This is a genomic window from Flavobacterium sp. (genome assembly GCF_024710485.1).
Taxonomy (GTDB): Bacteria; Bacteroidota; Bacteroidia; order Flavobacteriales; family Flavobacteriaceae; genus Flavobacterium.
This window is the reverse complement of the sequence record NZ_JANJUQ010000032.1, coordinates 1-24,451: the sequence shown is the minus strand read 5'-3', so window position 1 is coordinate 24,451 and position 24,451 is coordinate 1. Positions and strand designations below refer to the sequence as shown.

Here is a 24,451-nt window from a genome sequence, read left to right as displayed (position 1 = left end):
CTTATTTAGAAACAATTACAGTTTGATTGCCTACCGCTTTTTGTTGTAATTTCACATCTACCTTAGTTCCTAATGGCAGATAAATATCGACGCGCGAACCGAATTTGATGAAACCGGCATCGTCACCTTGGGTAACTTCCTGACCTTCTTCAGCATAATTAACAATACGACGCGCTAATGCACCGGCAATTTGGCGGTACAAGATTTCGCCGAAAGCTTCGGTTTCAATAACCACCGTAGTTCTTTCGTTTTCGATACTGGCTTTTGGATGCCAGGCTACTAAATATTTTCCGGGATGGTATTTGCTGAATTTGATTTTGCCTGAAGCCGCATAACGAGTAACGTGTACGTTGATAGGCGACATGAAAATCGAAACTTGCAAACGTTTGTCTTTAAAGTATTCTTCTTCGAATACTTCTTCAATTACCACTACTTTTCCGTCAACAGGCGCTAAAATAGTGTTTTTATTCGGGGTGATTTTACGATTCGGATTTCTGAAGAACTGTAGTATCATCACAAAGAAGAACAAAACCAATAATTGAACTGTCATTTTCAGCCAAGGTAAAGGGATGAATTTATCGGCTAGCAGCAAAGCAGCAATAAAACTGACCAATGCGATGAAAATGATTTTATAACCTTCTTTATGAAACATAATAGATAATTTGGTAAAACAAATAAACAAATGGTGCCACAAATATAATACTATCCAAGCGATCTAGAAAACCTCCGTGTCCGGGCATGATGTTCCCACTGTCTTTTACACCGGCAAGTCTTTTGAATTTGGATTCAATTAAATCGCCTAAAGTACCGAAAGTAGTGACCAACAAGGCAATGATGATCCAGCGAATGATAGATTCTTGTAAATAAAATTGGGCTAATAGCACTCCGGCTATCATGGCGAAAACCAATCCGCCGCTAAAGCCTTCTATGGTTTTTTTGGGAGAAATTCTTTCGAATAATTTCGTTTTCCCCATAGAGATGCCAACCAAATATGCGAAAGTGTCATTAGTCCAAATGAGAATTAAAATGGCAATGATAATTTCCGGATGGTAACTATTGGAAATGAAAGGAATTTTGGTAAAAATGATAATCGGGATGATCAAATACCCAATCAAGAATACATATTTGGCCTGCTTGTCTAAAAAACGGTTTTTCTTTTCAAATAAGAAAACTAACGAGCGAATCGAGACCAATAAAGCAGCTATCAAAAGTAAGATCTCGTTGGTTTTTACGGTGTTGTCTAAGTTGAAAAGGATATAGCCCAACGTGGCTAAAACTAAAGGAAAAATCGGTTTTAAGCCAACCAATTTGCAAAATTCTCCCACAGAGAACAACAACAAAAGGCCAAACAGCAACAAAAAACTGTAGGGTGAATAAAGCGTAGCGCCAACCAGCAACAGCACGTAAACTGCCCCGGATAAAGCTCTTGTAACGGTAGTTGTCATTTTATAAATCTTCTAAAAGCAAGAGGTATAAATTCTTGGCTGTGCTTCCGTATTGGAGGAAGTCTTCATCCTTAGCTTTTTCGAAATATTTGATGGTAGTGATATTGGTTGGGTAATCTTTGTCGTATTTCTTTTTAATCACACGTAAACCGTCACTTTTAGATTCTAAAATCTGACTGGTAGTGGCTAAAATAATGATGTTGATTGGTAAGTCGTTGGGTTTATTTTGTTTAATTTGGTTAGAAGAAAACAACACAGAGCCCTCATCTGCTATAAGGTTTTCACAACTGGCAAATAAAAATTTCGGATTTGCAGGTTTGTCATAGCTTAGTTTGTTTTCGTCCAACATACTGAACAATTTTGGCTCATAGCAAAGTGCTTCGCACTCAAACCAATCGTTTTCCTCTAAGATATTCAAGAATTGGTCTTTGACTTCATTCAAGTTTTCGCAATACAAAAACTTGCCGCCATTTTTTTTGAAATTATAAGTAAACTTCTCATCTACAGGTAGTAGCGAAAAGCTAGAAGGAGCATTGTTAAATTCGCTTTGACTTTCTTCGTCAGAGGCATCGTTTCCTGTGCCAAAAATTTTTCTGAAAAGACTCATGCTGGTTGTTTATAATCGGGTTTGGTTTTTGAAATCCCTCAAAGATAAAAAAATCTTAATTCAAAAGTATGTTTTGAATTAAGATTTTAAAAAATTGTTAAAAAACTATAAGGCTTATTCGCTAACGGTTTCGACTACAGTTTCCTCGGCTGAGTTATCAAAAGGTCGTTTACCAAAAATAGCTTCTAAATCGTCTTTAAAGATGACTTCTTTTTCGATTAAGATATTAGCCAACTGTTCTAATTTTTCTTTGTTATCCTGTAGAATTTTGATGGCTCTTTGGTATTCGTTTTCAACCAAGGCTGAAATTTCCTGATCGATAACCAAGGCTGTTTCTTCAGAGTACGGTTTGGAGAAATTATATTCACTTTGACCGGTAGAATCGTAATAGGTGATGTTGCCTAATTTTTCGTTCAATCCGTATATCGTTACCATTGCACGAGCTTGTTTGGTCACTTTTTCCAAATCGCTCAAGGCACCTGTTGAAATTTTGTTGAACATTACCTTTTCGGCTGCACGCCCGCCCATGGTAGCACACATTTCGTCTAACATTTGTTCAGGACGAACAATCAAACGCTCTTCCGGTAAATACCAAGCAGCACCCAAACTTTGTCCGCGAGGAACAATGGTTACTTTCACCAATGGCGCTGCGTGTTCCAACATCCAGCTTACCGTAGCATGTCCGGCTTCGTGTACAGCAATAGCGCGTTTTTCTTCCGGGGTAACGATTTTGTTTTTCTTTTCTAAACCACCAACAATACGGTCAACGGCATCTAAGAAATCTTGTTTGTCAACCGCTGTTTTATTATTTCTGGCTGCAATTAAGGCGGCTTCGTTACATACATTGGCGATATCCGCACCTGAGAATCCCGGCGTTTGTTTGGCTAAGAAATCGATGTCTAAGCCATCTACTTTTTTCAGTGGTTTCAAATGCACTTCGAAAATTTCTTTACGTTCTCTAACATCCGGTAAGTCCACATAAATCTGACGGTCGAAACGTCCGGCACGCATCAAAGCTTTGTCGAGTACATCGGCTCTGTTGGTTGCGGCTAATACAATAACGTGTGTATTCGTTCCGAAACCATCCATTTCCGTAAGCAATTGATTTAAAGTATTTTCTCTTTCGTCGTTAGAGCCTGAGAAGTTGTTTTTGCCACGTGCTCTTCCAACGGCATCTATCTCATCGATAAAGATAATGGCCGGTGATTTGTCTTTGGCTTGTTTGAATAAATCTCTAACACGTGAAGCACCAACACCTACGAACATTTCTACGAAATCAGAACCTGACAACGAGAAGAAAGGTACTTTGGCTTCTCCGGCTACTGCTTTAGCCAATAAGGTTTTGCCGGTTCCCGGAGGTCCGACAAGTAATGCTCCTTTAGGGATTTTACCACCAAGAGTAGTGTATTTTTCAGGGTTTCTGAGGAATTCAACTATCTCCTGAATTTCTTCTTTGGCGCCTTCTAATCCGGCTACGTCTTTGAAAGTAGTTTTCAAATCTGTTTTTTCATCAAATAATTTGGCTTTCGATTTGCCAATATTGAATATTTGACCGCCGCCACCTCCGGCTCCGCCACCCGACATTCTTCGCATGATTAACACCCAAAGACCGATGATAATGATGATAGGTAATAAACTGATGAAGATTTCAGACCAATTGCTTTTCGGTTTGAAATCGAAATCTTTTAGTTTACCGTCTACTTTAGCTTTTTCAATTTTATTTTGGAACACTTCATCGTTTCCGATGTCGAATGAATAGTGTGGTCCCTTGTTAGGATTGCCCAACATATCTTTGGCTAACTTGCTGTGGGCTTTATCTTTTAAAGCAGCTGCAGTAAGATAGGCTTCTCCTTCTGTTTTATTATAGATGACAACTTTTTCAATTTGTCCTTTGTCGAGGTATTCGTTGAATTTAGAAGAAGATATTTTGGCTGTTTCCTGAAAACCGGAACCGCCAATGTAGTTCAATCCAAAAAAAACAATGATTAGTCCGGCGTATATCCACCAAGGACTTATTCTGAAATTATTAGGTTTCTTTTCCGTAGCCATATTTTTTTGTGCGATTTTTAATAATTAGAAGGGATAGATGTAATTTGGGCATCTCCCCAAAGACCTTCGATGTTGTAAAACTCTCGAATTTGTTTTTGGAAAACGTGAACAACTATGTTCACATAATCCATTAAAACCCACTCACCATTGTCCGTGCCTTCTACGTGCCAAGGTTTGTCTTTTAATTCTTTGGAAACTACTTTTTGGATGGAGTTAACTATCGCGTTAACTTGGGTATTTGAATTACCGTTGCAAATTACAAAATAGTCGCATACAGCGGTATCGATAGCTCTTAAATCGAGTATGTCAATGTCATTTCCTTTTACTTCTTCAATGCCTTTGATGATACTGGCTAATAGTACATCAGTGTTTACTGCTTTTTTAGTCATCTAGTATTTGTATATTTGGCAAAGGTATCACTTTTTGTAGTTATTTTTGCTTAACAAAACTCTAAAAATTCACCTCAGTTTTTTCTATTATGCCCATTATCAAACTCGATGCCATAGATTCTACAAACGACTATTTAAAACAGTTGGCTAAGGAACAATTGTTGGAAAATTTCACGGCGGTTATGGCTTTTGAGCAAACCAAAGGGAGAGGACAAATGGGTACTGAATGGGTAAGTGAGCCGGGTAAAAACCTGACTGTAAGTGTTTTGGTTAAAAACGTACCACTCGATATGGTTTCGATTTATGATTTTAATATTGCGGTAACTTTGTCAGTTGTCGGTTTAATCGTAGCTTACGGAATTGCAAAAGTTAATGTCAAATGGCCTAACGACATAATGGCAGAGAATAAAAAAGTGGGTGGCATATTAATTGAAAATTCCTTAAAATCAGATGGTACTTTTACTTCGGTGGTTGGTTTGGGATTGAATCTTAATCAAACCGATTTTGAACTGCTGCCTCAAGCCAATTCGTTAACCAATATAACTCATCAAATTTATGATGTAGAAAAGACGGCTGAAGCTTTTGTTAAATCATTGAAACTTCATTTGTTATTTTTTCCTGAGCACAAGGATGAAGTATGGAATCACTACAATGATTTATTGTTTAAAAAAGATAAACCGGCTGCTTTTGAACTGCCCGACGGCTATCGGTTTATGGGGATTATAAAAAGTGTCACGCAGGAGGGCCAACTGGAAGTTATGTTGGAAGATGACAGTTTTGTCTATTATGGTTTAAAAGAAGTAAAATTGTTGTATTAAGCGCTAAATTATTAAAGTACAATTCAATAATTTCGAGTAGAATAAGTGTATTATAATTTTATAGTTTTCACCCCGAAACCTCTTATTAAAGTCTCAAAATAACAAGAGGTTGGAGCGGTAGGTATAAAGTGCCTTAGTAGTTATCGCATAGAACTTTGCACAAATTGTAAAAGTGTTTTGCGGTCTACAGGCGCGGGGAATATTTTTAAACAACGATCGACGGCAGCAGCTATCCTTACACGAGGAAAATCCGGAAACTCTTCCGCTATGATTTGAATGATAAATCTTCGCTCGTGAGGTTTTTCAGCATTGATAAACGGTTTTTCGTAAATCATTTTACATTGTTTTTCTACATTGTTCCAACACATAATTCACTGGTTTTAATTGTTTATTTATTGGCAGTTATGTTTTATTTGACATCAATGGCCCAACTGTAAACGATATTACAGTAAGCACCTGTTTTTTTTCGATCCACTTCGCCATCAGAAGAGAACTCTTCTCCAAATCTTTCAAACATTGAAATGAAACCCAAATCTCTATCGGGTATTCGCGCCAAGGCTTTTCCTATGTGGGGTAACGATTTTTTGGTTACTTCCAACCAAGGAATATTGGTGTCCAAGATATTTTCTATCGGTCCCAGCGCATCCATTCCCAGTTCGGCTGCGATATCATGTAAAGCATTAGCGGCACTTCTGATACTCGATCGTGAGTGGCGAACATAAAAATGTACATTGAGTTCTTTGGACGGAGGCATTGTTCTCTTGAGGAGTAATAAGCCTTCGCTTCCCGGACTTTCATCGTCAAAATGAATGGTGTTGTCTTGGTTTGGAGATACTTTAATGGGGTTGTTTGGCAGAGTAGTTAAGACCATTTTATCGGGATCTGTAGGATGTTCAGCTACTACAACAAAATATATCCTCCAACGTTTTTTTGGACGTTCTATGGTAAGCTGATTGATTTCAAGTCTAATCTTCATATGTTGAATCTTTATGAAAAACTACTATGCTTTAGATAATTGTTAATCAATGTCTGATGAATGGTAACCGTTTTGGAAATGACCACACAAACCGTTATGTTATTTTTTGTAAAATAATTTTAGATAAACCTGCCCTTATTCGAAAGATCAAATACCACTAAAAATTTTTCAATTACAAGGGCAGGTTTTTTATTAACTAACCAAAACTTAATTTAACCAGTTTCAGATAGTATAAAAATCGGAAAACTAAACCATAAAAGAAATCCCCATTAATGGGGATTTTTATAGCTTATTCAAAGGTAATAATCTTACAAATAGTCGTATTTTCGCTCCAGAGCAAACTTTGTCAAGTCGTTTTTGCCTATCGCTTTGATTTTTTTTGACATGTTTTTTCGATGAGAATCGACGGTAGATTTTTCAATAAAGAGTTTTTCGGCAATTTCCTGAGAAGATTTTCCTTCGGCTATGAGTTGTAAAATTTCTTTTTCACGGGAGCTGAAAAATAATTCGTTTTTTGGAGTATCATATTCGTTTTCCGCTTCATTAATAAAATAGGTGGAACCCTGACTTACTGCTCTTATGGCTTCAAGTACAGTTTGAAGCGATGAGTTTTTCATAATATACCCCGAAGCACCGGCTTCTTTCATTTGGGAAATGGCATCGTCATGATCAAACATGCTGAAAGCGATAACTTTGGTTTCGGGTAATTCTGTTTTGATGGTTTTTGTTGCTACAATACCATCGCATTTGGGCATTCTGATATCAGTAATGATAACGTTGGGTTTGAGTTTTAGGGCACTTTCAATTAAAGTCAATCCGTCGTTAGCATGTCCTACGATTTGTATGTCATCTTCGTTTTTGAGAAAGGATTTCATCCCATCGATGAGTGCTTGATGGTCCTCGGCTATGATTACTGTTATCATAATGGAATATCTATTAAAATGGTTGTGCCTTTGCCTTCAAAACTGTCGATATTGAAGGTTCCGTTGAGTTGTTCTACTTTTTTGGTAATATTGTTCAAGCCCATTCCTTCTTTTTTGGCAATATTTTTAAGATTAAACCCTTTGCCGTTGTCCTCAATAATGATATTGATGCTGTCTTCATCCTGAGTTAAGCTGATGGTGATTTCGGTCGCTTCGGCATGTTTGATAGCATTGGTTAAGATTTCTTGAATCATTCGAAACAAGCTGACTTCCATGGCATTTTCAAATCTTTTGCTCATCCCGAACGGAATTACTTGTACTTTAAGTTTTCCCGGAATGGCAATTTTTTTGGCAATGTTTTGAACGGCAGGAACCAATCCTTCGCTACCAATTACCCCAGCGTTTTTGGCGTGTGCCATGCCGCGAACTTTTTGATAGGCTTCTTCGATTAATTCATTGGTTTTGTTGTAGAGCTCTTGTCCGTTTTCGTTATTGTTTTTTTGAGAATACAGATTTTGGAAATTTAGTTTTAAAGTGGCTAAAATACTGCCTAAATTATCATGTAAATCATTGGCAATTTTGAGACGCTCTTTTTCTTGCCCTTCCAAAATTTTATCAATCTCTTTTAACTCTTGGTCTTTAAGTACGTTCTCTAATTTTTGACTTTGGATAAGTCGTTCTTGCTCGGCAATTTTTTTCTTTTTATTGATATGACTGATTCTGAAATAAGCGCCTGCCAAGAAGATTAGAAAAACCCCAATGAAACTATAAATAACCAATTTGTTTTTCTCGTCTTTCAGTTTTAATTCTTGGTTTTCTAGTTCTTTTTCTCGGGTTTCGTATTTGGTATTAATGTCTCGGATGTATTTTTCTTCATCTCTTTTACTTACAATTTCTTCAAGTTCTTTTTTTTTGTCTAAGTACTCAATAGCTTTCTCAAAGTCCTTCATCTGTCGATACGTATCTGAGATAAATTGGTTAAGAATAATGTTGAAATTTGTCCTGTAATTGTCAAACTTTAAATTTTCAACAATACTATAGTAATTAATTGCTTTATCAAATTCCCCTTTTTTCCGGGCTATTGAGGCTAAGTTAACATAAGCATAGGCAATTCCTTCAGTATAATTTAATTTTTTACTTTGCTCCAGAGACAGATTTTGATAATAGAGTGCTTTTTCGAAGTCTTTTAAAAATTCACAATACGTTAATCCAATATTTCTATTGAATTTAATTTCGTAAATCTGATTTTTTATTCTTTGGGCAATTTTTAAACCTTTCTCATGGAATTCTATTGCTTTCTGTGGTTCTGATTCCTGAAGACTTATACCAACTTCCAAGTATGTGGTACAAAGTAAATTTCCTTTATTACTTTTTTCAGCATATTTGATAGCTTCATCGAGTAAGGGTTTGTATTCCTCATACTTATATTCTGAGAGTCTCTTTTGTTCCGCTAAGGTTAAAGAAAGTTCAGTTGCCTTGTCATAATCTTTGGCTTTTAAATATAGATTTTTGGCCTTGATAAAATGTTCTACAGCACCACTACCGGAATTATACAAATAATACGTTTTTCCATATAAATGTTCAACCAAAGCTTTTTCTTGAATCGATAATTTACTTATATCTATACCCTTTAATTTATTCAAACGGGTATTATAATCGATTTTATCAAATTCAGCTTCAAGTTTCAATAACTGTTGGTCTTGTGAAAAAACAGTCAAGCTGTTGAAAAATATCAACGTGAATAAAAATATATTGGTTAAACTAGCTCTCAATTTTAACTCTAATTTAAACTACCATCACCCTTACATCCCGGAGGTGATCCGGCTTCTAGGTGCACATAAACTCCTTTTTTGTAATTTTCGATGTATTGATTATCCGATTCATTTTTCTCAGGATTAAAGCCTATACCGTGGTGGATGTATACTGTTATCTCATCTCCTTCTTGAATATTGAAAATGTCTCGGTCATCAGAAGTTAAATAGCTTTTATCCAGGTTTGTAAAAGAGAAATCTTCAATATTTAAAACCGTATCAGGCGGATAATTGCTAAAATCTGTTGTATTACCTTCTTTGGTTTGTAATATACCGACTATAGCAAATCTTTTTTCATTACAGATGTTATAAAAAGTGCTGATATAAAATTCATCAGGGGTAATTTTTGTTGTTTGAATGGTCAAATTGAAGCTCTGTTTGTTAACACTATATTTTCCTTCTGATTCGTAAACTTTCATTTTGAAATAGGTTATGTGGTTTTAGGTCAAAGATGAGAATTTATTTTGTAAAAAAAAATCCCTATGTGTAGGGAATTTTGAATCTTTTTTTAGGGTAAAAGTAAGACAAATGTGTGAAATTGATTTGACTTAAGCGATTTGATAACGGACAATATTTTTATGATTTGCTCTTTTTAAAATTATTCTACAAGTACAATTTTTTGCAGCAAAAATTAAAAACAATGTATCTTTGAACACAAATCGGAGTATTATGATTACAACCAAAACACAAACTGCTTTAGAGCAATACTTTCAGCAGTTTCGAAAAAATATCATCGGAATTGAACAAGAATTTGAATCGCCTTTCGGCATCAAAAAAATCATTTATACCGATTGGACGGCCAGCGGAAGGTTGTACCGACCTATTGAAGAAAAGTTGATGAATGAGTTTGGCCCATTTGTTGCCAATACACATACGGAAACAACAGTTTCAGGTACGGCCATGACTATGGCATATCATGAAGCCCGTCATATCATTAAAAAGCATGTTAATGCTAACGAAAATGACGTTTTAATTAATGACGGTACCGGAATGACCGGAGTAGTCAATAAGTTTCAACGAATACTGGGCTTGAGAATTCCGGAAAACCTTAAAGCGTTTACCAATATTCCTGAGGAAGTGAAACCAATAGTGTTTATTTCTCACATGGAACACCATTCCAATCAAACCTCATGGTTGGAAACCATAGCCGATGTAGTTGTTATTCCTGCCAATGAAGATGGATTGTTGTGCATGAATGAGTTTAAATTGCTGTTAGAAAAATATCGGGATAGAAGTTTCAAAATTGCTTCAATAACCTCTTGTTCCAATGTAACCGGTATCCAAACGCCGTATCACGAAGTAGCTAAGTTGATGCATCAAAACAATGGTGTTTGTTTTGTAGATTTTGCTTGTTCGGGACCTTATGTAAACATTAACATGCATCCTGATGAGGAAAGTTATTTGGATGCTATTTTCTTTTCGCCTCATAAGTTTTTAGGAGGACCAGGTACTTCAGGAGTATTGATTTTTAATAAGAATCTTTATAAAAACAATGTGCCGGATTGTCCGGGGGGAGGAACGGTGTCTTGGACTAATCCATGGGGAGGCCATAAGTATATTGATAACATTGAGGATAGGGAAGATGGCGGGACTCCCGGCTTTTTACAGGTAATCAAAACGGCTTTGGCTATTCAACTTAAGGAAGAAATGGGTGTAAAAAACATTTTGGACAGAGAGCATGAATTGGTGGATTATATTTTTTCGGAATTAAGTACTGTAGACAACCTTCACATTTTAGCCGGTCAACATCAGAATAGGTTAGGGGTGATTTCTTTTTATATTGATGATTTACACTATAACTTAGGAGTGAAATTGTTAAATGATCACTTTGGAATTCAAACCCGTGGCGGATGTAGTTGTGCCGGTACCTACGGGCATTATTTATTGCATGTAGACCAAGAAACTTCCAACGATTTGGTTTGCCGAATTACTTCCGGTGATTTGATTAAAAAACCGGGTTGGATCAGAATGTCGATTCACCCAACAACAACTACTGAGGAAATCCAATGGGTTTGTGACAGCATCAAAGCTTTGGCTGAAAATCACCAGGAATGGGGAAGAGAGTATCATTACAACCCTAAAACCAATGAGTTTATTCATAAAGACGACAAATTGTTCGTTAAGGAATTGGTCAAAACTTGGTTTGCTAAAAAGTAATTTTAACGGTCATAGGAGGGAACTACTTTTTCTTATGTTTCCAACGTTTGTGCGTCCACAAATAATATTCCGGCGCTTCGAGGATTTGTCTTTCAACTCTGCGTAAAAACTCATCTGAAATTTCATAATTCGGAACTTCAGTGGGATGGTCAAACAGGGTTTCGAAAGTTGCTTCGTAATAGCCGCGTTTTACCTTTTTTACTTTCATAAAAATCACATTCATGTCAAATCGTTTCACCAACATTTCTGCCCCGGTATGAACCGGTGTTTCGATACCCATAAAAGTACCCCAATGATGGGTTTTGCTCAATTGTGGTGATTGGTCACTGGCAAAGCCATAAAGACCGAGGCGTTTTTCACGATGATTTTTTTCTACAGTAGGAATGGTTTCCCGTGTAGTAATTAATACGGCTTTAAATTTGAGTCGGATGTCTTTTACTAACTTGTCAAAGTACTTATTGGCTATTTTTTTGTAGATAGCATAACTGGTTAAAGAACTGTACTTGTTCAACGAAATAGCCCATTCATAACTGGCATAATGCGCCATCATTACAGCTATGCTTTTGCCTTCTTTTTCCATGGCCGTTAAGGTATCCAAATTGGTAAACTTGAAACGCTTGTCCATTTCTTTTTCGGAAATTGACATCGTTTTTACCATCTCTAAAAACATGTCACATAAATGGCGATAGGATTTTTTTTCAATGATTAATCGTTCTTTCTCGCTAAGATGCGGTAAGGCGTTCGCCAGATTATGACGGACTGTTTTTTTTCGGTAACCAATAATATAGTAGACCAAACCATATACCATATCCGAAAAAAGATATAATACCCTAAATGGTAAAAAGGAAATCAACATTATAATGGGATACAGTAGCAGGAAGACTAGTAGTTGCATGAAACTCAATTTACGCAAATATAACATTTAATGTCATTTTATCCGGTGCGTATTTCTAAAACCTCAAGAAGTATTGTTATTTTTACACCTCAGGTAAACAAACCAATTAAAGAAAGAAATACATATGGGCGACCAATTTTTATGGGGTTTAATCATAGCCAATGTACTGATCAGTTTTAAAGGATTTAATGATTCCCTTTTTTACAGAAAATACCTTTTTCATGTAGGCAGTATCAGGGCAGGTGAGCAAGTCAGAATGATTAGTTCAGGCTTTTTACATGCTGATGAAATTCATTTGGCCTTCAACATGATTACGTTGTATTCATTTGCGCCTATTGTGAGTAGTTTTTTGGGTGGTTGGTCTTTTTTGCTGATATATTTCGGGAGTTTAATTTTTGGAAATTTACTAACTATGGTCATCCACGGCAATAATTACAGTTACAGTGCTGTTGGAGCCTCCGGAGCCGTAACCGGCATCATTTACTCCGCGATTTTATTGTATCCTCAAATGCAGATTTACGGCTTTATTCCTGGCTATGTTTTCGGTGTACTTTATCTTTTGTATTCCATTTATGGCATGAGAGCTAAAAATGATAACATCGGACATACAGCCCATTTTGGTGGTGCCATCGGCGGATATGCCATTACATTGCTTAAAGAACCAATTTTACTGAGTGAAAACACCCTGTTAGTGATTGTGTTAGCCGTTCCAATTGTAATTCTTTTCGTAATGGCCAAACTAGGAAAGCTATAAGTGGCATAACTTTTGAAAACCTCAGTTTATAATTTTAAATCAATCCTATCATGAAAAAAACAGCAGTAATCTTGGCTTTATTGGTAATGGGTATTACCCAAGCACAGGTACAAGAACAAAAAGCGGTAGTGCCACAGATATCCGTTAGTGGCGAAGGAAAAATCAAAGTAGTTCCCGATCAGGTAGTCATTACGGTCGGCTTTCAAAATACAGGTAAAGATGCCAAAGAGGTAAAATCTTTAAACGATGAAGTGGTAGATAAAGTGATTAAGTTTTTAAAGAAAAGCGGAATTCCTGCCACGGATTATAAAACGAATAATGTAAGTTTAGGGAAGAGCTACGATTACGAGAAAAAGAAATACAACTTTCAAGCCAATCAAACTTTGACAATACTCTTGAAAGAATTGTCAAAGTATGATGATATTATGATGGGATTGAATGATGCCGGAATCAACAGCATTCAAGGTGTAGAATTCAAATCTTCTAAGATGGAAGACCACGAGAGAGAAGCGCGCAAAAAGGCCATGTTAAATGCTAAACAAAAGGCTAATGATTATGTTACTGTTTTAGGACAGAAGGTTGGTAAAGCACTTTTAATTACGGATACTTCTAATGTTTATTTTCCGCAACCCATGTATAAAGGCAATATGATGGCTATGGCTGCAGAAGCTGATACCAGCAGAGAGACTTTGGCAATTGGCGAAATTGAAATCAGCACCACAGTTAACGTAACTTTTGCTTTGGAATAGGACCATCCTAAGTTTTATAATAAAAAAATCCCGTTTGTCAAAAACGGGATTTTTTTTATGGCTGTAATTTGGAATTATTTCGGTAACGGAGCGCCAACTGCTATACCACATTGATGTCCGGGTTGTCCGTGCGGCGGATTCATTCCGGGCGCAGTAGTAGTTTGTTCACTGTTTGGTGATAAGATTGCCGGTGCAGCAGCCGGTTGGCTTGTAGCAGTCGGATTTACCTGTTGTACAATGGCAGTTCCAGCTCCGGTGGCGGCAGGTTTCGTTGTTTTTGGAGAATTCAACGGTGCCCCTACAGCAATATCACAACGATGTCCGGGCTGTCCGTGTGGCGGATTCATTCCGGGTTTGGTAGCTACAGGAGTTTGTGTTGTGGTAACGGCTTGGTTTGTAGTGACAGGTTGCTGACCTTGTGTCGGCATATTTTGTATGACAGGCTGAGTGCTTTGGGCCGGAATCGGTTGTACTCTTGGCATGATGATTTCTTTTGGTTTAGCATCAGTGGATGTAGTACTTTCTTCTTCTTTTTTACAAGAAACGGCCAATAATGCAAAGCTCATTACTGTACCTAAAATAATATTTGATTTCATAACAAGTTCTTTTAGAAAACCAAAGATACTTTTTTTGATGAGACTACCAATAAAAATTAACTAGTCCGATAGGTTGAAAAATGTTAAAGTTGATTTATTTGTTGAGAGAAGAGAATTTTGCTTCGCAACATCCTTCAGCGCTACGCTCTGAAAATGTATAAAAAAAAAGCACTCAAGTGAACTTGGTGCTTTTTTATTATTGATTTATTTGTGGGGAGAGCAGGATTCGAACCATCTTGCTAATCCCTTTATCTATGCGGTTTATAAAAACCTAAAAACTAAGGTCTCGATTTTGCATCTGTACTGCAAAAATCATCAAATCTTATGATGTAAATTTAATGATTAGTAATGATTTGACCAAATTGTAGGTGTTAAATTGTACTGTTTTCTGTACATGTTGTTGAACTAGTTTGAATACTTCTCAGTTTGCCTTTAGATCTAAATCTATTGATTTTGCCCTACAACATACAACGCAATACTTCCTCTATTGGTAGACCTGTGTATTTTGAGAATTCCTCAACTGAAACGTATTGATGGTCTTCTTTTTTTAGGTGTCTTTTTATCTTGATTAAATACAATCTTGCTTGAGTGTATTCTTTTCCCATTATGCGCTGAACGTCTTTCGGGTACATGCAGATTCTTCCATTGCTTGCTCCCATTTGACTAATTGATACTTTATCCATGCCTTTGGTATGACTATGTTATACCTATAACATTAATACAAAACTATGGAATTTAAGAGAAATCACAAGTGTGATTTTTGGTGGTTTTTGGTGATTATTTACGGCTCTTTACTTGGGTGTTAGGATATTCAAATTGAATGACTGAAACTTTGTTCAAATCATTCGAGATTTAGTTGCAACGATTATCGAAATGAAAGTGAATTTGAAAATGAGTATTAATCAAAATTGTAAAGATTATGGCTAGACAGAAAGGCATAATTAAATTAAAAGGGACTATCGGGGATATTACCTTTTACAAAACGCAGGATGGGCATTTGGCACGCGAGAAAGGAGGAATTGATGCCAGTAGAATTGCAAGTGACCCAGCGTTTCAAAGGACACGTGAGAATGGTTCTGAATTTGGCAGGGCAGGGAAGGCTGGGAAGCTTTTGCGAACTGCCTTAAGACCATTGTTGATTAATTCTGCAGACAGTAGAATGGTCAGTAGGCTTACTCAAACCATGGTAAAGGTTATTCAAGCTGATACTGTTAGTGAAAGAGGGTTACGAAACGTTATTGACGGTGAAGCTGAATTGTTATTTGGTTTTGAGTTTAACATTCGTGGAAAACTTGGGACTAGTTTGTATGCCCCATTTGTAGCTGCAATTGACAGGGCTGCCGGAGAGATAACTGTTGATATTGCTTCATTTGTTCCTTTGAACATGATTGCTGCACCAAGTGGGACTACGCATTTTAAAATCATTTCCGGTGGTGCTGAAGTTGATTTTGAGGCAGAAACTTATGTAGTGTCAACATCTGAAACTGCAATTCTACCTTGGGATGCTACACCAACGGCCGCTATCAGTCAGACTAATGCTGTGTCAGCAAACTCTACCAAGCCTTTGTTTTTGGCATTGGGTATTGAATTTTACCAAGAGACAAACGGTCAAATGTATGCTCTAAAAAATGGTGCTTTCAACCCTTTATCAATTGCAAAGGTAGACAGCGGTGTTTAATTGACCTCAATATGATCAATTTAACATAAGCGCGGTTTAGTAATGCAATTAGTATTGACCAGGACTTATTTCCCCAAAGGGACTAATGGTAAACTCGAATGCGAGGGTAAGTTGATTTGTAACACAATCGAATTGCCTTGGAAGAACAACGAAACGAAGGTTTCCTGTATACCAGAGGGGAAATATTTTATCAGAAAACGATACAGCAAAAAGTTTAAGTGGCATTTGGAGGTATACAAAGTAAAAAACAGAAGTTTTATACTGTTTCACCCTGCTAACAATGCCCTTAAAGAACTTAATGGCTGTGTTGCACCGGTAACCAAAGTATCGGGAGCCGGATTGGGATTACAATCCCGAAAAGCTTTTGCAAAGCTCAAAACGTTAGTTTATGATGCTTTGGATGAAAAGCAACGAGTTTTAATCATTATCAAATCTTAAATTTTTAAAATCATGAAAACCAATTTTTATAAAAGTTTGAAACTATTTATGTTTCTATTGTTTACTGCCTTAAGCAGTTCAACCATTGTGGCACAGGCCATACCACCGAAAGTTATAATCAGTCCTATTGGCGGTAGCAGGTCTCCTTGGCCGGACTTTAGTTATACATTGCATGACGCTGATGGTATTTCATCAGCAAATGGCAATGAAAGTTTCATACTCGGTAGTTTGATGAATAGTGTTATACGATTGAATCACAAGATTCCGGATGCGTCGTTAATAGCTGTTGGAGGAAAGTCGACTCCTCAACCTATATTGTTTGATTCGTTACCAACTTCATTGGTAAATGAATGGGAATCACGGGTTATGGATTTACCTCGGGTTGATTTGACGATTCATTTAACTGATTTTCAGTTTGAAGTGTCGATAAGAGGTCTTTTGTTTTCCACCTAATTGTTCTGAGATCATGACTATTAAAAAGAGAATAACTGCACCCACTCCGAGATTTTTTAAAGTGCTTCGTAATATCGGATTGGTTTTGGCTGCTGTTGGAGGTACCATTTTGACAGCCCCTGTAGCTTTGCCTACTGTAATAGTTACTATTGGTGGGTATGTAATGGTAGCCGGGGGAGTACTCTCAGCAGTTAGCCAACTCACTGTAAAAGAGGAGCAACCTCAATAAAAAGGACATGTCAACAAATAATTCAACTTTTGTAGGTACGGTTGGCGGTACTTTTTTAAGTGTATTGCCTAATATTAACTCAACAGATGTTTTAAAAACAGTTATTTTAGCCGGTTTAGGCGCGATAGTTAGTTTTGTGTTGTCGTTAATCCTAAAGAGAGTTTTAAAGAAGCACAAGAAATAGTTTAACCTTAGTTGTGGTGACCTTTGGGTTGAACAAGATGAAAGCCTAGTCGTAAGACCAGGCTTTTTTTATTAATCATTGCTTAAATATTTATTGGCATAGAATATAATACTCGAACTTTTTTCCCATTAAGTTCACCCGGTTTCCATTTAGGACAAATTTTTAAAACTCTTATCGCTTCATTACCGGTTCCATAGCCAATGTCTCTAATGACTTTTATATCACCAAGCGAACCATCTTTCTCTACTACAAAAGAAACAAAGATTTTACCTCGTAAATCTTCTTCATCTGGCACTTTGAAGTTTTGTCCTATGAACTTATAAAATTTTTCCATACCACCTTCAAATTCAGGTTTTATGTCAACTCCTGATGTATTGTAAATTTGATCTTCTATTGCAATTGGATTTTCTTTTGGTGTGTCATTTGCTTCGGAAACTGGTAAAACATTTTCACGAGGCACGTACTGCATATCGGTAGATTTTATTTTACTGTAAACTTTTCCAGGTATTAATATTGTTCGATGTAACTTTAGTGTCTGTGGTATTAATGGATTTAGAAACTCAAGCTCTGTTGAGGATTTTATATTAACTAGAAATTTAAGCTGCCGTTCAGATTGTAGTTTATTGTCCGCACTTAATTCGTCTTTTAGTGTTGTTATCTCAATGCCTAAATCGCCATCAATATCACCTAAAACCCAAAGAAGTTCGTTTACTTGTATATTTTCTACAAATAAAGCACCAGTATGGTCAGGTAAAAGAATCCATCCATTACCTTCAGCCCTGTAATCTCCAACTATTGCAGCATCTTTTGGATTTCTTTTTTCTATTGTAATTTCATCGCCGACCTTTTTAGTAATAGGCGAAATTCTGCAAATAAATTGTGCAGATGAAATGTTAGAAGAAATGAAAGCTATAAAAATGAAAATTATACTATTTCTCATATTATTTATTTATTAATCAAATATATATAAAATAGTATAATTATCATTGTTTGCAATATCTATAGATAATTACTCTTCTCATTTCATTAATAAGGTTAATGTTTTCATGAAACTGCTTTTCTTTTTGCTCCAGAAGTTTTAAAGCTGCCACATTTTTCAGATGTTGTTCGTGTTCTTCCATCATGGTTTTGGCTCGTGGAGTGAATTCGTTTTTGAAATCTTGAATTCTTAGGAAAGGGATAACTGAGCCGATAAGGAATTGGTGCCAGAATTTTGTTTGCCATAAGCTGTAGGCAATAAAATAGAAGTTGTCGCAATCTTCTTCTTTATGGAAGATGATAACAAAGCTGTTTGTAAACGGCTCTTTTTGGGGTTTTCCGCTGTTTAGTCCTTTGTTAAGGATGAATAAATGGGGTTTTGAATAGGTATTTCCTGCTTTGTGGGTTTTGATGATAAAATCGGTCATGGCTTCGGAATTAAAGTTAACTTCTTCCTGTTCCTTTGTTAAGCGGTCGTACTGGGTTAGCACCCTGCCCCACACACAAATTTTTCAAAAGAAAAAAGGAAAAAAAAGAAAGCCGTTTGACCTTGTGTAAGGTTTCAAAAAAGCCAGTTTTTTGGATAAAATACTACCCGCAGGGTGGAGATTTTAGCCAAAACCCAAAGGGCTTGAACTTGCTTTTTTGAATACCTGCAACATAGATTTGCTCTCTTTTTTTTCATTTTTATTTTGACCAATTTTAGTAGATTGATGTTTTATGCATTTTTGTGGTAACAATACGATAGGGTTTGGGAAAGGGTATAAAATACCGGCACGGATTTTATACTCTTTTCTTGTTTGGTTTTATTGGTGCCAGAGATAGTGTTCAGTATTCAGATGGCAGTGTACAGCAGCTGGGTTGAAAATTAAACTGGAAGGCACTTATAAAAGCAATGCCAATACTTCCTATTTTTTGGCGGTTGTCCTGGTAAGGGTATCATTTTTTATTTGCTTATTGGGTAGTTTGTGATTGCTTTTTTTGTTGATACCAGATTGGGGCAGGTCTTTACATTTGTAATCTACCCCGAAGTATTATGAACTTAAAGGTTTAACATCTGCTAACTGCGAAGTAATTTATCAGAGGTAGCGGGTAAATAAAAAGAGTTACTGTTGTTGGCTCCTGTGGGTTTGTGGGTGCTGTAATTGGCTTAACTATTAGGAAATTAAACCAAAATCCTAAGCCAATAACAGAACATACAATAGCTAACATCACTTCAAAACAAGAAGATGTATACAGAATATTTTGGTAACAAGCACTTAATTAATAGTTTGTGTGCGTAAATTACCTATAAAATATTTTTTTTAAAACAAATTATTTACTAATTTGGTGTCTCATAAAACTAAAATACCACTCATAGTTTTAAAAGTTGAATTTGTTTACTTAGATGAATTCAACATTGTTTTAAAGTAGCCGTAACGTTTTTAAAGCGACCTTTTCTTATTAATATAATTTTATCGTAGTCCAGAAATTTTTGCACAAAAAAAATGCAAAATCAGTTTTAATGTTAAAAGACAAGTCATGTAATAACTAAACAAAAAAGAGAAAACCACAAGAATTAGTAATGACTCTCACAGTCTATAAAACGATTTACAACAAAAGTTTAATTTAACAAAGCAAAAGTATGAAAAACGAATTAAAACACTTTGTAAGGAGCCTTGCAATTATCCTAGCCATTTTTTTGACCAGTTGCGCGAACGATGATATATTTGAAAATGATAACAATGAACAATCTAAAATAGTCTCGCGTTATATTTCCTTTAACGAATTTAAAAGCCATGACAGAGGAGAAGCCTTGTCAGCTCTCGAAGAAGTTCAACGAAATATTGATGCGGCAAAGTCCTCAAAGCTTCTGTACAACTCGAGGTACAATTTTTATGTTGACACAGAAAGAATTCTTTATCTCAGCAAAGGAGATTATAAATCTTATACATTTCCAATTTATAGAGATACACCAACCGAGAAGACTGAAAATCTTGTCTTTACTTTAAATGATGATCAAATCAAGGCTTACATTGCTGGCTATACATTAACTGACGAAGAAAAGGAGAAAATAGAGAATAACGAATATGTCGATGTATCAGAAAAGACCAGTTTTGTTAAGTTGCTGAATGAAACTGATGAAGAACCTTGCTGGGAAATAGTAAGTATTCCTGTTTCTTGGAATGAACAGGGGCAGGTAACGGCATCACTCACATTTGCAGTACAAGTTGAGTGTCCAGATGGCGGCGGCTCAGGTGGTGGTGATGGCGATGGAGGTGGCGACTCGGGCGGCGGCGGATGGACTGGGAGTGGCTGGTGGGGTGGCGGCTGGGGTGACTGGATTGGACCACCAAGTTCTGGCGATGGAGGAGGCACCGGTGGAGGCGGAGGTACTGGTACCGGTGGAGGTACTGATTCCGGGACTATTCCAGATGATCCTATAAATACAACTGATCCCGTTCTATCTTATTGGGATGGAAATACAGTAGTGACAGCACCGCTTATTGATTACCAAAGGCACATAAAAGCCTTAAATGCACTCACAAAAAATAAGTCTGATGGTACACCATCTTTAATCAAACAGAAACTAGATGATTTGAAATCTAGATTGGCGACAGATTTTACTGAAGATGGTGCACATTTTATAAAAAACGGTACAAACTACATCATAAGATTACCTCAATGGAGAGGTGCTCAACAAGTGCATTACGATTTTGGAGATCAAATAGCTGTTGGCACTAAAGTTGTAGTTCACATGCATCAGAATCAGGCTCAAGTTGTAGAAGGTCAAACAGACCAAGGGTTGCCAAATATTGTAACAAAAGATTTGGTTCCTATGTTTTCGGATGGTGATATAGATAAGACATGTGAACAATTTGGGGAGCTTGGTAATGATCCTGATTTGACGACAATTCTTGTCAGTCAAGAAGGGACTTTTGCAATGAGAGTAGGAAACAAAGATGACCTTATTGATACAAATGCGGTACTCGGTAATGATCTACAAGTAAGGGCAGATTTTCAAAAAGACTTTGAAAAGCAAGTCTTAACACCATGTACTGGAGAAAGCAATAGCTGTTATGTAGAACATTTTAGTAACTTTTTAAGCACTTATTTAATTAATGGTCATCACATTGGTTTGATATTGTTTCAAGCAGTTTATGACAGTGAAGGAAATATTATTAACTGGATAGTAAAATAAAAAATCATGAAAAAAATAATCACAACATTAGTCTTTTTGATAACATTGATTAGTTATTCACAAGAAAATATCGTGCCGGTTGAAGAGGCATCTCAACATAACGCATTTGAAACTCCTAAAGTTTATTATAAAGATGTAAATGGTGTTTTCAATAAATTTATTGGCACCTGGAGATATCAATCTTCGTCAACTCCCGTTAAAGTTTTTGAAATTACGTTTTATAAAATAGAACAAAGAGATCAAGGAAATATAAGTTTTACTGACGAATTGTGGAGTTATTTTAGATATACTGTAAATGACGAAGTTGTATACGAGACGTATGAAGGCGATATTGGCTATATAAGTGGTTCTATTCTTTTAAATCAGAACAAAATGAAAATGTTGTTCAGTGAGCCAATCATTGACAATACATCTATAAGAAATAATCCAAGTGGCCGACTAATTATGGAATATCTAAATGAAGGAGGTGTGGAAAAATTAGTTTGGAATGTAGAATGCTCCCTCAATCAAAATGGAAATATTCCTTTTAGAATACCCATAACAATGTTGTTGATAAAGCAATAAAAGCGGCAAAGGTTTAGATATTCTAATGCTACAAATACAAGCCTCCTTCCAAGGAGGCTTTTTATTTACATATTTTAATTCCTAGTGCGATGGGGCAGTTGCGCAGCTAAGGGTATCATTTTTTATTTGCTGATTTGAGTATTTCTGATTGCTTTTATGAATAGCCGATGCCTTGAAGTAGTAATTAGGAGGCAGTGTGCAGTATTCAGAAAAAGAGGTTTAGTGGAGTAGTGGTATTGGCTATTTGTGAAGGCAATTTATTGGTTAGTGGAGGCAAATGAAAAATGATACTCTTGCTGTTTTTTTGGTTTTATAGGTGCCAAGAATAGTGGTCAGTATACAGGATGAAGTGTTTCGCAGTTTAGTGGTGATGAAAATGGGAAGGCACTTATAAAAGCAATGCATATACTACCGATTTGTGCGGTTAGTTGATAAAGACAGGTTGCAGAGTGATGCTAAGGAAGTGGGATAACCGAACTATTTCTACTGAAAAGGTATACGTTCTCGTAGGCGGTGGTGAAGGGTGTTTTTTTTAAAACAGGCAGGTGCGAGGAAGTTTTAAAAAAGTTGCCCTGGAGCCACCGCCATTGGTTGTATTCAGCAGAGAGTGCGCGGCTTTTTTACATAATGTTGTTATGGTTTCATGATAATGGTTATTGAGATGCAGGGGATTACTATATGAACCATAACGCCACATTATGTAAAGAAGCTTGGGAGAAAAAAATTGCCGGCGCAAGTCACGAAGTGTAAGTGTTTTTGTGAGGGCAAGGGAAAGGCTCTTTGCTCGAAGGGCAATGTGCCTTTTGCAGGAGTGGAGACAAAAACTGTGACGGCAATTTTTTTAGGAGCGTTGGAATTTTGCATTAACTAATCAAGGAACTCATCTTGTAAAAATATCCCTAAACTGATATAATAATCGCTCTAATAATCGCAAGTCCTCTGTAATAATATCAGCTTTCCCGATCATTTCCTGCTGAAAACTTATTTGCTTTTTATATGAAGTTTGCAGACCATTTGGTAAAGAAACATCAATTAATAAATTGCCATCTTTATCAGGTGTTAATGAAATCGCTTTTATATTGCCCTTTACTACTCCAAATTCTCTATCCGGGTAATTTGACAATCTAATGTTTACAATCTGACCAATCTTAATTTTTCCTGAGTTTTGTGCTGGTGCCTTCGCTTTACCTATAAAACCATTTTCAATAACTGGAATAATTGTAAAAACGTAATCACCAGCAGATACTGATTGATTTTCAGCCCAAAGTTGCAGAAAAGACACTTTGCCATCAATTGAAGATTGCAAAACATAATTTAATTCCCAATCCTTAATTGCCTTTTTTAAGCCATAGAATGCTTGAATTAAATTTCTCTCCAAATTTATATTTTCTTTGCTTTCACTTAACCTTGTTGACTTTGTATTGCGGTTTAAGTCGTTTATTGAAGACATCAAAGATGAAATGCTATTAAGTATACTTTTATAATTTTTTTGAGCTTGTAGGTATTCTAATCGTTTTTTTTCAACATCCTGAGTTGATATTATTCCTTTCTTGTAAATTGTTTCAAAGCGATCTAAATCACTTTTCTGTAATTCCAATTCCCCTTGATTAATAATCTTTTGAGATTCCAATAAATTTAGTCGCTCGCGGAGCTGAATGGCTTCTATGCTTTGCGCATCTTTTTCAATTTTGTAAGGCCTTAGTTTTTTGTTTAAGTCGTTTACAGAGTACTCTTTCTGAAAAAAAGCATAAGCACTTTCAACTTCACCTAATTGTGCAGAGTTCAGTAAGGCAAATGGGAAAAGACCATTTTGAAGATTTATTGTGTCAGTTATGCTTTTAAGTAAAAAAACATCTTTATAATTAGCCGTATTCTCTATGATCGCAATAGCCGTATTCTTATGAATTTGTCTTTTATCAGCTACAAGTATTGCCTCGATCTTTCCAGAAGTTTTAGCGATTATTTTTTCAGGAGGAGTATTAGTTGTTATGACTATTTGTGTTGATATCAAATCTGGATACTTTACCAGCCAAGAAACAAGGAATAGTATTAGTAAAATACTTAAAATTACTGTTGAACCCCATCTTATTAAACGACTGGGAACACGAGTAAGTATTTCTTGTACTTCTTCACTTCTTAATTCAAAAGAGGTGTTCTTATCTACCATAGTATTAATTTCCTAATTGTAATTGATTTTTTACCAGTTTAAAATAACTTCCTTTTAGTTTTACTAATTCTTGATGACTACCAACTTCAACAATTTTTCCCTTTTCCAAAACTACGATTTGATCTGCATTCATAACAGTGCTTAATCGATGAGCAATAACTACAACAGTTTTATTTTTAAAAAAGATATTTAACTTTTCCATTATTTCTTTTTCATTGTTGGCATCAAGGGCTGAAGTAGCTTCGTCAAAGAATAGCATGTCTGGGTTTTTATAAACAGCTCTTGCAATCAATAATCTTTGTTTTTGCCCTGCGCTCATCCCAACGCCTTCCATTCCAATTTTAGTATTATAGCTAAGAGGATATTCTTCTATAAACTCCTTTATGTTTGCAACATCTGATGCGTAAACC

The 24,451-nt window shown here is 36.1% G+C and carries 27 protein-coding genes; 11 read left to right on the top strand and 16 right to left on the bottom strand.

Going from position 1 to position 24,451, the window contains the following annotated elements:
* Position 1 precedes the first annotated feature (1 nt).
* The 5 genes from Q0M21_RS08135 to rsfS form a co-directional block, all read right to left on the bottom strand.
* Complete coding sequence (locus Q0M21_RS08135; RefSeq protein ID WP_295336845.1) at positions 2–652, bottom strand: phosphatidylserine decarboxylase family protein; 651 nt, start codon at positions 650–652, stop codon at positions 2–4.
* Entirely contained in the window at positions 642–1,445 is an 804-nt protein-coding gene (locus Q0M21_RS08130) for a phosphatidate cytidylyltransferase (protein ID WP_295336842.1), read from the bottom strand. The genes Q0M21_RS08135 and Q0M21_RS08130 overlap by 11 nt, the downstream gene beginning before the upstream one ends.
* Position 1,446: 1 nt before the next feature.
* Positions 1,447–2,052: an LUD domain-containing protein gene (locus tag Q0M21_RS08125; protein WP_295336840.1), complete on the bottom strand. Its 606-nt coding sequence runs from the start codon at positions 2,050–2,052 to the stop codon at positions 1,447–1,449.
* Between the two features lie 114 nt (positions 2,053–2,166).
* The gene (gene ftsH, locus Q0M21_RS08120) at positions 2,167–4,101 is read right to left on the bottom strand and encodes an ATP-dependent zinc metalloprotease FtsH (RefSeq protein WP_295336838.1); all 1,935 of its coding nucleotides are present in this window, start codon (positions 4,099–4,101) and stop codon (positions 2,167–2,169) included.
* A gap of 17 nt (positions 4,102–4,118) precedes the next feature.
* Positions 4,119–4,490, bottom strand: a complete 372-nt coding sequence (rsfS, locus tag Q0M21_RS08115) for a ribosome silencing factor (protein ID WP_295336835.1) — start codon at positions 4,488–4,490, stop codon at positions 4,119–4,121.
* Positions 4,491–4,579: 89 nt separating this feature from the next.
* Here rsfS and Q0M21_RS08110 point away from each other — a divergent pair, with 89 nt between their 5' ends.
* Positions 4,580–5,308, top strand: coding sequence for a biotin--[acetyl-CoA-carboxylase] ligase (locus Q0M21_RS08110; protein ID WP_295336832.1), 729 nt, complete (start codon positions 4,580–4,582; stop codon positions 5,306–5,308).
* Between the two features lie 140 nt (positions 5,309–5,448).
* On the opposite strand, the gene Q0M21_RS08105 is transcribed toward Q0M21_RS08110, so the two are convergent.
* The 5 genes from Q0M21_RS08105 to Q0M21_RS08085 all read right to left on the bottom strand — a co-directional run bounded on the left by Q0M21_RS08105 (position 5,449) and on the right by Q0M21_RS08085 (position 9,437).
* Positions 5,449–5,643: a hypothetical protein gene (locus tag Q0M21_RS08105; protein ID WP_295336829.1), complete on the bottom strand. Its 195-nt coding sequence runs from the start codon at positions 5,641–5,643 to the stop codon at positions 5,449–5,451.
* Positions 5,644–5,717: 74 nt separating this feature from the next.
* Positions 5,718–6,284, bottom strand: a complete 567-nt coding sequence (locus Q0M21_RS08100; RefSeq protein WP_295336826.1) for a hypothetical protein — start codon at positions 6,282–6,284, stop codon at positions 5,718–5,720.
* Positions 6,285–6,592: 308 nt separating this feature from the next.
* Positions 6,593–7,207, bottom strand: a complete 615-nt coding sequence (locus Q0M21_RS08095; RefSeq protein ID WP_295336823.1) for a response regulator transcription factor — start codon at positions 7,205–7,207, stop codon at positions 6,593–6,595.
* On the bottom strand, positions 7,204–8,925 hold the full coding sequence (locus Q0M21_RS08090; RefSeq protein WP_295336821.1) for an ATP-binding protein: 1,722 nt from the start codon (positions 8,923–8,925) through the stop codon (positions 7,204–7,206). Before Q0M21_RS08090 ends, Q0M21_RS08095 begins: the two co-directional genes overlap by 4 nt.
* Positions 8,926–8,987: 62 nt before the next feature.
* Positions 8,988–9,437: a hypothetical protein gene (locus tag Q0M21_RS08085; RefSeq protein WP_295336820.1), complete on the bottom strand. Its 450-nt coding sequence runs from the start codon at positions 9,435–9,437 to the stop codon at positions 8,988–8,990.
* A gap of 250 nt (positions 9,438–9,687) precedes the next feature.
* Here Q0M21_RS08085 and Q0M21_RS08080 point away from each other — a divergent pair, with 250 nt between their 5' ends.
* Entirely contained in the window at positions 9,688–11,175 is a 1,488-nt protein-coding gene (locus Q0M21_RS08080) for an aminotransferase class V-fold PLP-dependent enzyme (protein WP_295336817.1), read from the top strand.
* Between the two features lie 22 nt (positions 11,176–11,197).
* Here the strand turns inward: Q0M21_RS08080 and Q0M21_RS08075 are convergent, their stop codons facing one another.
* The gene (locus Q0M21_RS08075; RefSeq protein WP_295336815.1) at positions 11,198–12,070 is read right to left on the bottom strand and encodes a lysophospholipid acyltransferase family protein; all 873 of its coding nucleotides are present in this window, start codon (positions 12,068–12,070) and stop codon (positions 11,198–11,200) included.
* Positions 12,071–12,194: 124 nt separating this feature from the next.
* On the opposite strand from Q0M21_RS08075, the gene Q0M21_RS08070 reads away from it, so the two are divergent.
* Positions 12,195–12,824: a rhomboid family intramembrane serine protease gene (locus Q0M21_RS08070; RefSeq protein ID WP_295336813.1), complete on the top strand. Its 630-nt coding sequence runs from the start codon at positions 12,195–12,197 to the stop codon at positions 12,822–12,824.
* A 50-nt stretch (positions 12,825–12,874) separates the two neighbouring features.
* A complete protein-coding gene (locus Q0M21_RS08065) occupies positions 12,875–13,573 on the top strand; it encodes an SIMPL domain-containing protein (protein WP_295336810.1) in 699 nt (232 codons plus the stop codon).
* A 74-nt stretch (positions 13,574–13,647) separates the two neighbouring features.
* Here the strand turns inward: Q0M21_RS08065 and Q0M21_RS08060 are convergent, their stop codons facing one another.
* A complete protein-coding gene (locus tag Q0M21_RS08060) occupies positions 13,648–14,169 on the bottom strand; it encodes a hypothetical protein (RefSeq protein ID WP_295336807.1) in 522 nt (173 codons plus the stop codon).
* 919 nt (positions 14,170–15,088) lie between these two features.
* On the opposite strand from Q0M21_RS08060, the gene Q0M21_RS08055 reads away from it, so the two are divergent.
* The 5 genes from Q0M21_RS08055 to Q0M21_RS08035 are packed head-to-tail and all read left to right on the top strand — an operon-like array spanning position 15,089 to position 17,151.
* Positions 15,089–15,847 carry a hypothetical protein gene (locus Q0M21_RS08055; RefSeq protein WP_295336805.1) on the top strand — a complete coding sequence of 253 codons (759 nt, stop codon included), beginning with the start codon at positions 15,089–15,091 and terminating at the stop codon, positions 15,845–15,847.
* A gap of 42 nt (positions 15,848–15,889) precedes the next feature.
* Complete coding sequence (locus tag Q0M21_RS08050; RefSeq protein ID WP_295336803.1) at positions 15,890–16,285, top strand: DUF5675 family protein; 396 nt, start codon at positions 15,890–15,892, stop codon at positions 16,283–16,285.
* Positions 16,286–16,297: 12 nt separating this feature from the next.
* Positions 16,298–16,738 (top strand): hypothetical protein, encoded by a 441-nt coding sequence (locus Q0M21_RS08045; RefSeq protein ID WP_295336800.1) that lies wholly within the window; start codon positions 16,298–16,300, stop codon positions 16,736–16,738.
* Positions 16,739–16,751: 13 nt separating this feature from the next.
* On the top strand, positions 16,752–16,967 hold the full coding sequence (locus Q0M21_RS08040) for a hypothetical protein (protein WP_295336798.1): 216 nt from the start codon (positions 16,752–16,754) through the stop codon (positions 16,965–16,967).
* Positions 16,968–16,974: 7 nt separating this feature from the next.
* Positions 16,975–17,151, top strand: coding sequence for a hypothetical protein (locus Q0M21_RS08035; protein ID WP_295336795.1), 177 nt, complete (start codon positions 16,975–16,977; stop codon positions 17,149–17,151).
* 82 nt (positions 17,152–17,233) lie between these two features.
* On the opposite strand, the gene Q0M21_RS08030 is transcribed toward Q0M21_RS08035, so the two are convergent.
* Positions 17,234–18,091 carry an energy transducer TonB gene (locus tag Q0M21_RS08030; RefSeq protein ID WP_295336793.1) on the bottom strand — a complete coding sequence of 286 codons (858 nt, stop codon included), beginning with the start codon at positions 18,089–18,091 and terminating at the stop codon, positions 17,234–17,236.
* A gap of 43 nt (positions 18,092–18,134) precedes the next feature.
* On the bottom strand, positions 18,135–18,557 hold the full coding sequence (locus Q0M21_RS08025; protein WP_295336791.1) for a hypothetical protein: 423 nt from the start codon (positions 18,555–18,557) through the stop codon (positions 18,135–18,137).
* A 1,196-nt stretch (positions 18,558–19,753) separates the two neighbouring features.
* Here Q0M21_RS08025 and Q0M21_RS08020 point away from each other — a divergent pair.
* A complete protein-coding gene (locus Q0M21_RS08020) occupies positions 19,754–21,310 on the top strand; it encodes a hypothetical protein (RefSeq protein ID WP_295336789.1) in 1,557 nt (518 codons plus the stop codon).
* Between the two features lie 6 nt (positions 21,311–21,316).
* A complete protein-coding gene (locus Q0M21_RS08015; RefSeq protein ID WP_295336786.1) occupies positions 21,317–21,874 on the top strand; it encodes a DUF6705 family protein in 558 nt (185 codons plus the stop codon).
* An 880-nt stretch (positions 21,875–22,754) separates the two neighbouring features.
* Here the strand turns inward: Q0M21_RS08015 and Q0M21_RS08010 are convergent.
* Together Q0M21_RS08010 and Q0M21_RS08005 are read right to left on the bottom strand one after the other, a co-directional pair.
* Positions 22,755–24,041, bottom strand: coding sequence for an HlyD family secretion protein (locus tag Q0M21_RS08010; protein WP_295336783.1), 1,287 nt, complete (start codon positions 24,039–24,041; stop codon positions 22,755–22,757).
* A 4-nt stretch (positions 24,042–24,045) separates the two neighbouring features.
* A partial coding sequence (locus Q0M21_RS08005) for an ATP-binding cassette domain-containing protein (RefSeq protein ID WP_295336781.1) occupies positions 24,046–24,451 on the bottom strand: 406 nt, incomplete at its 5' end.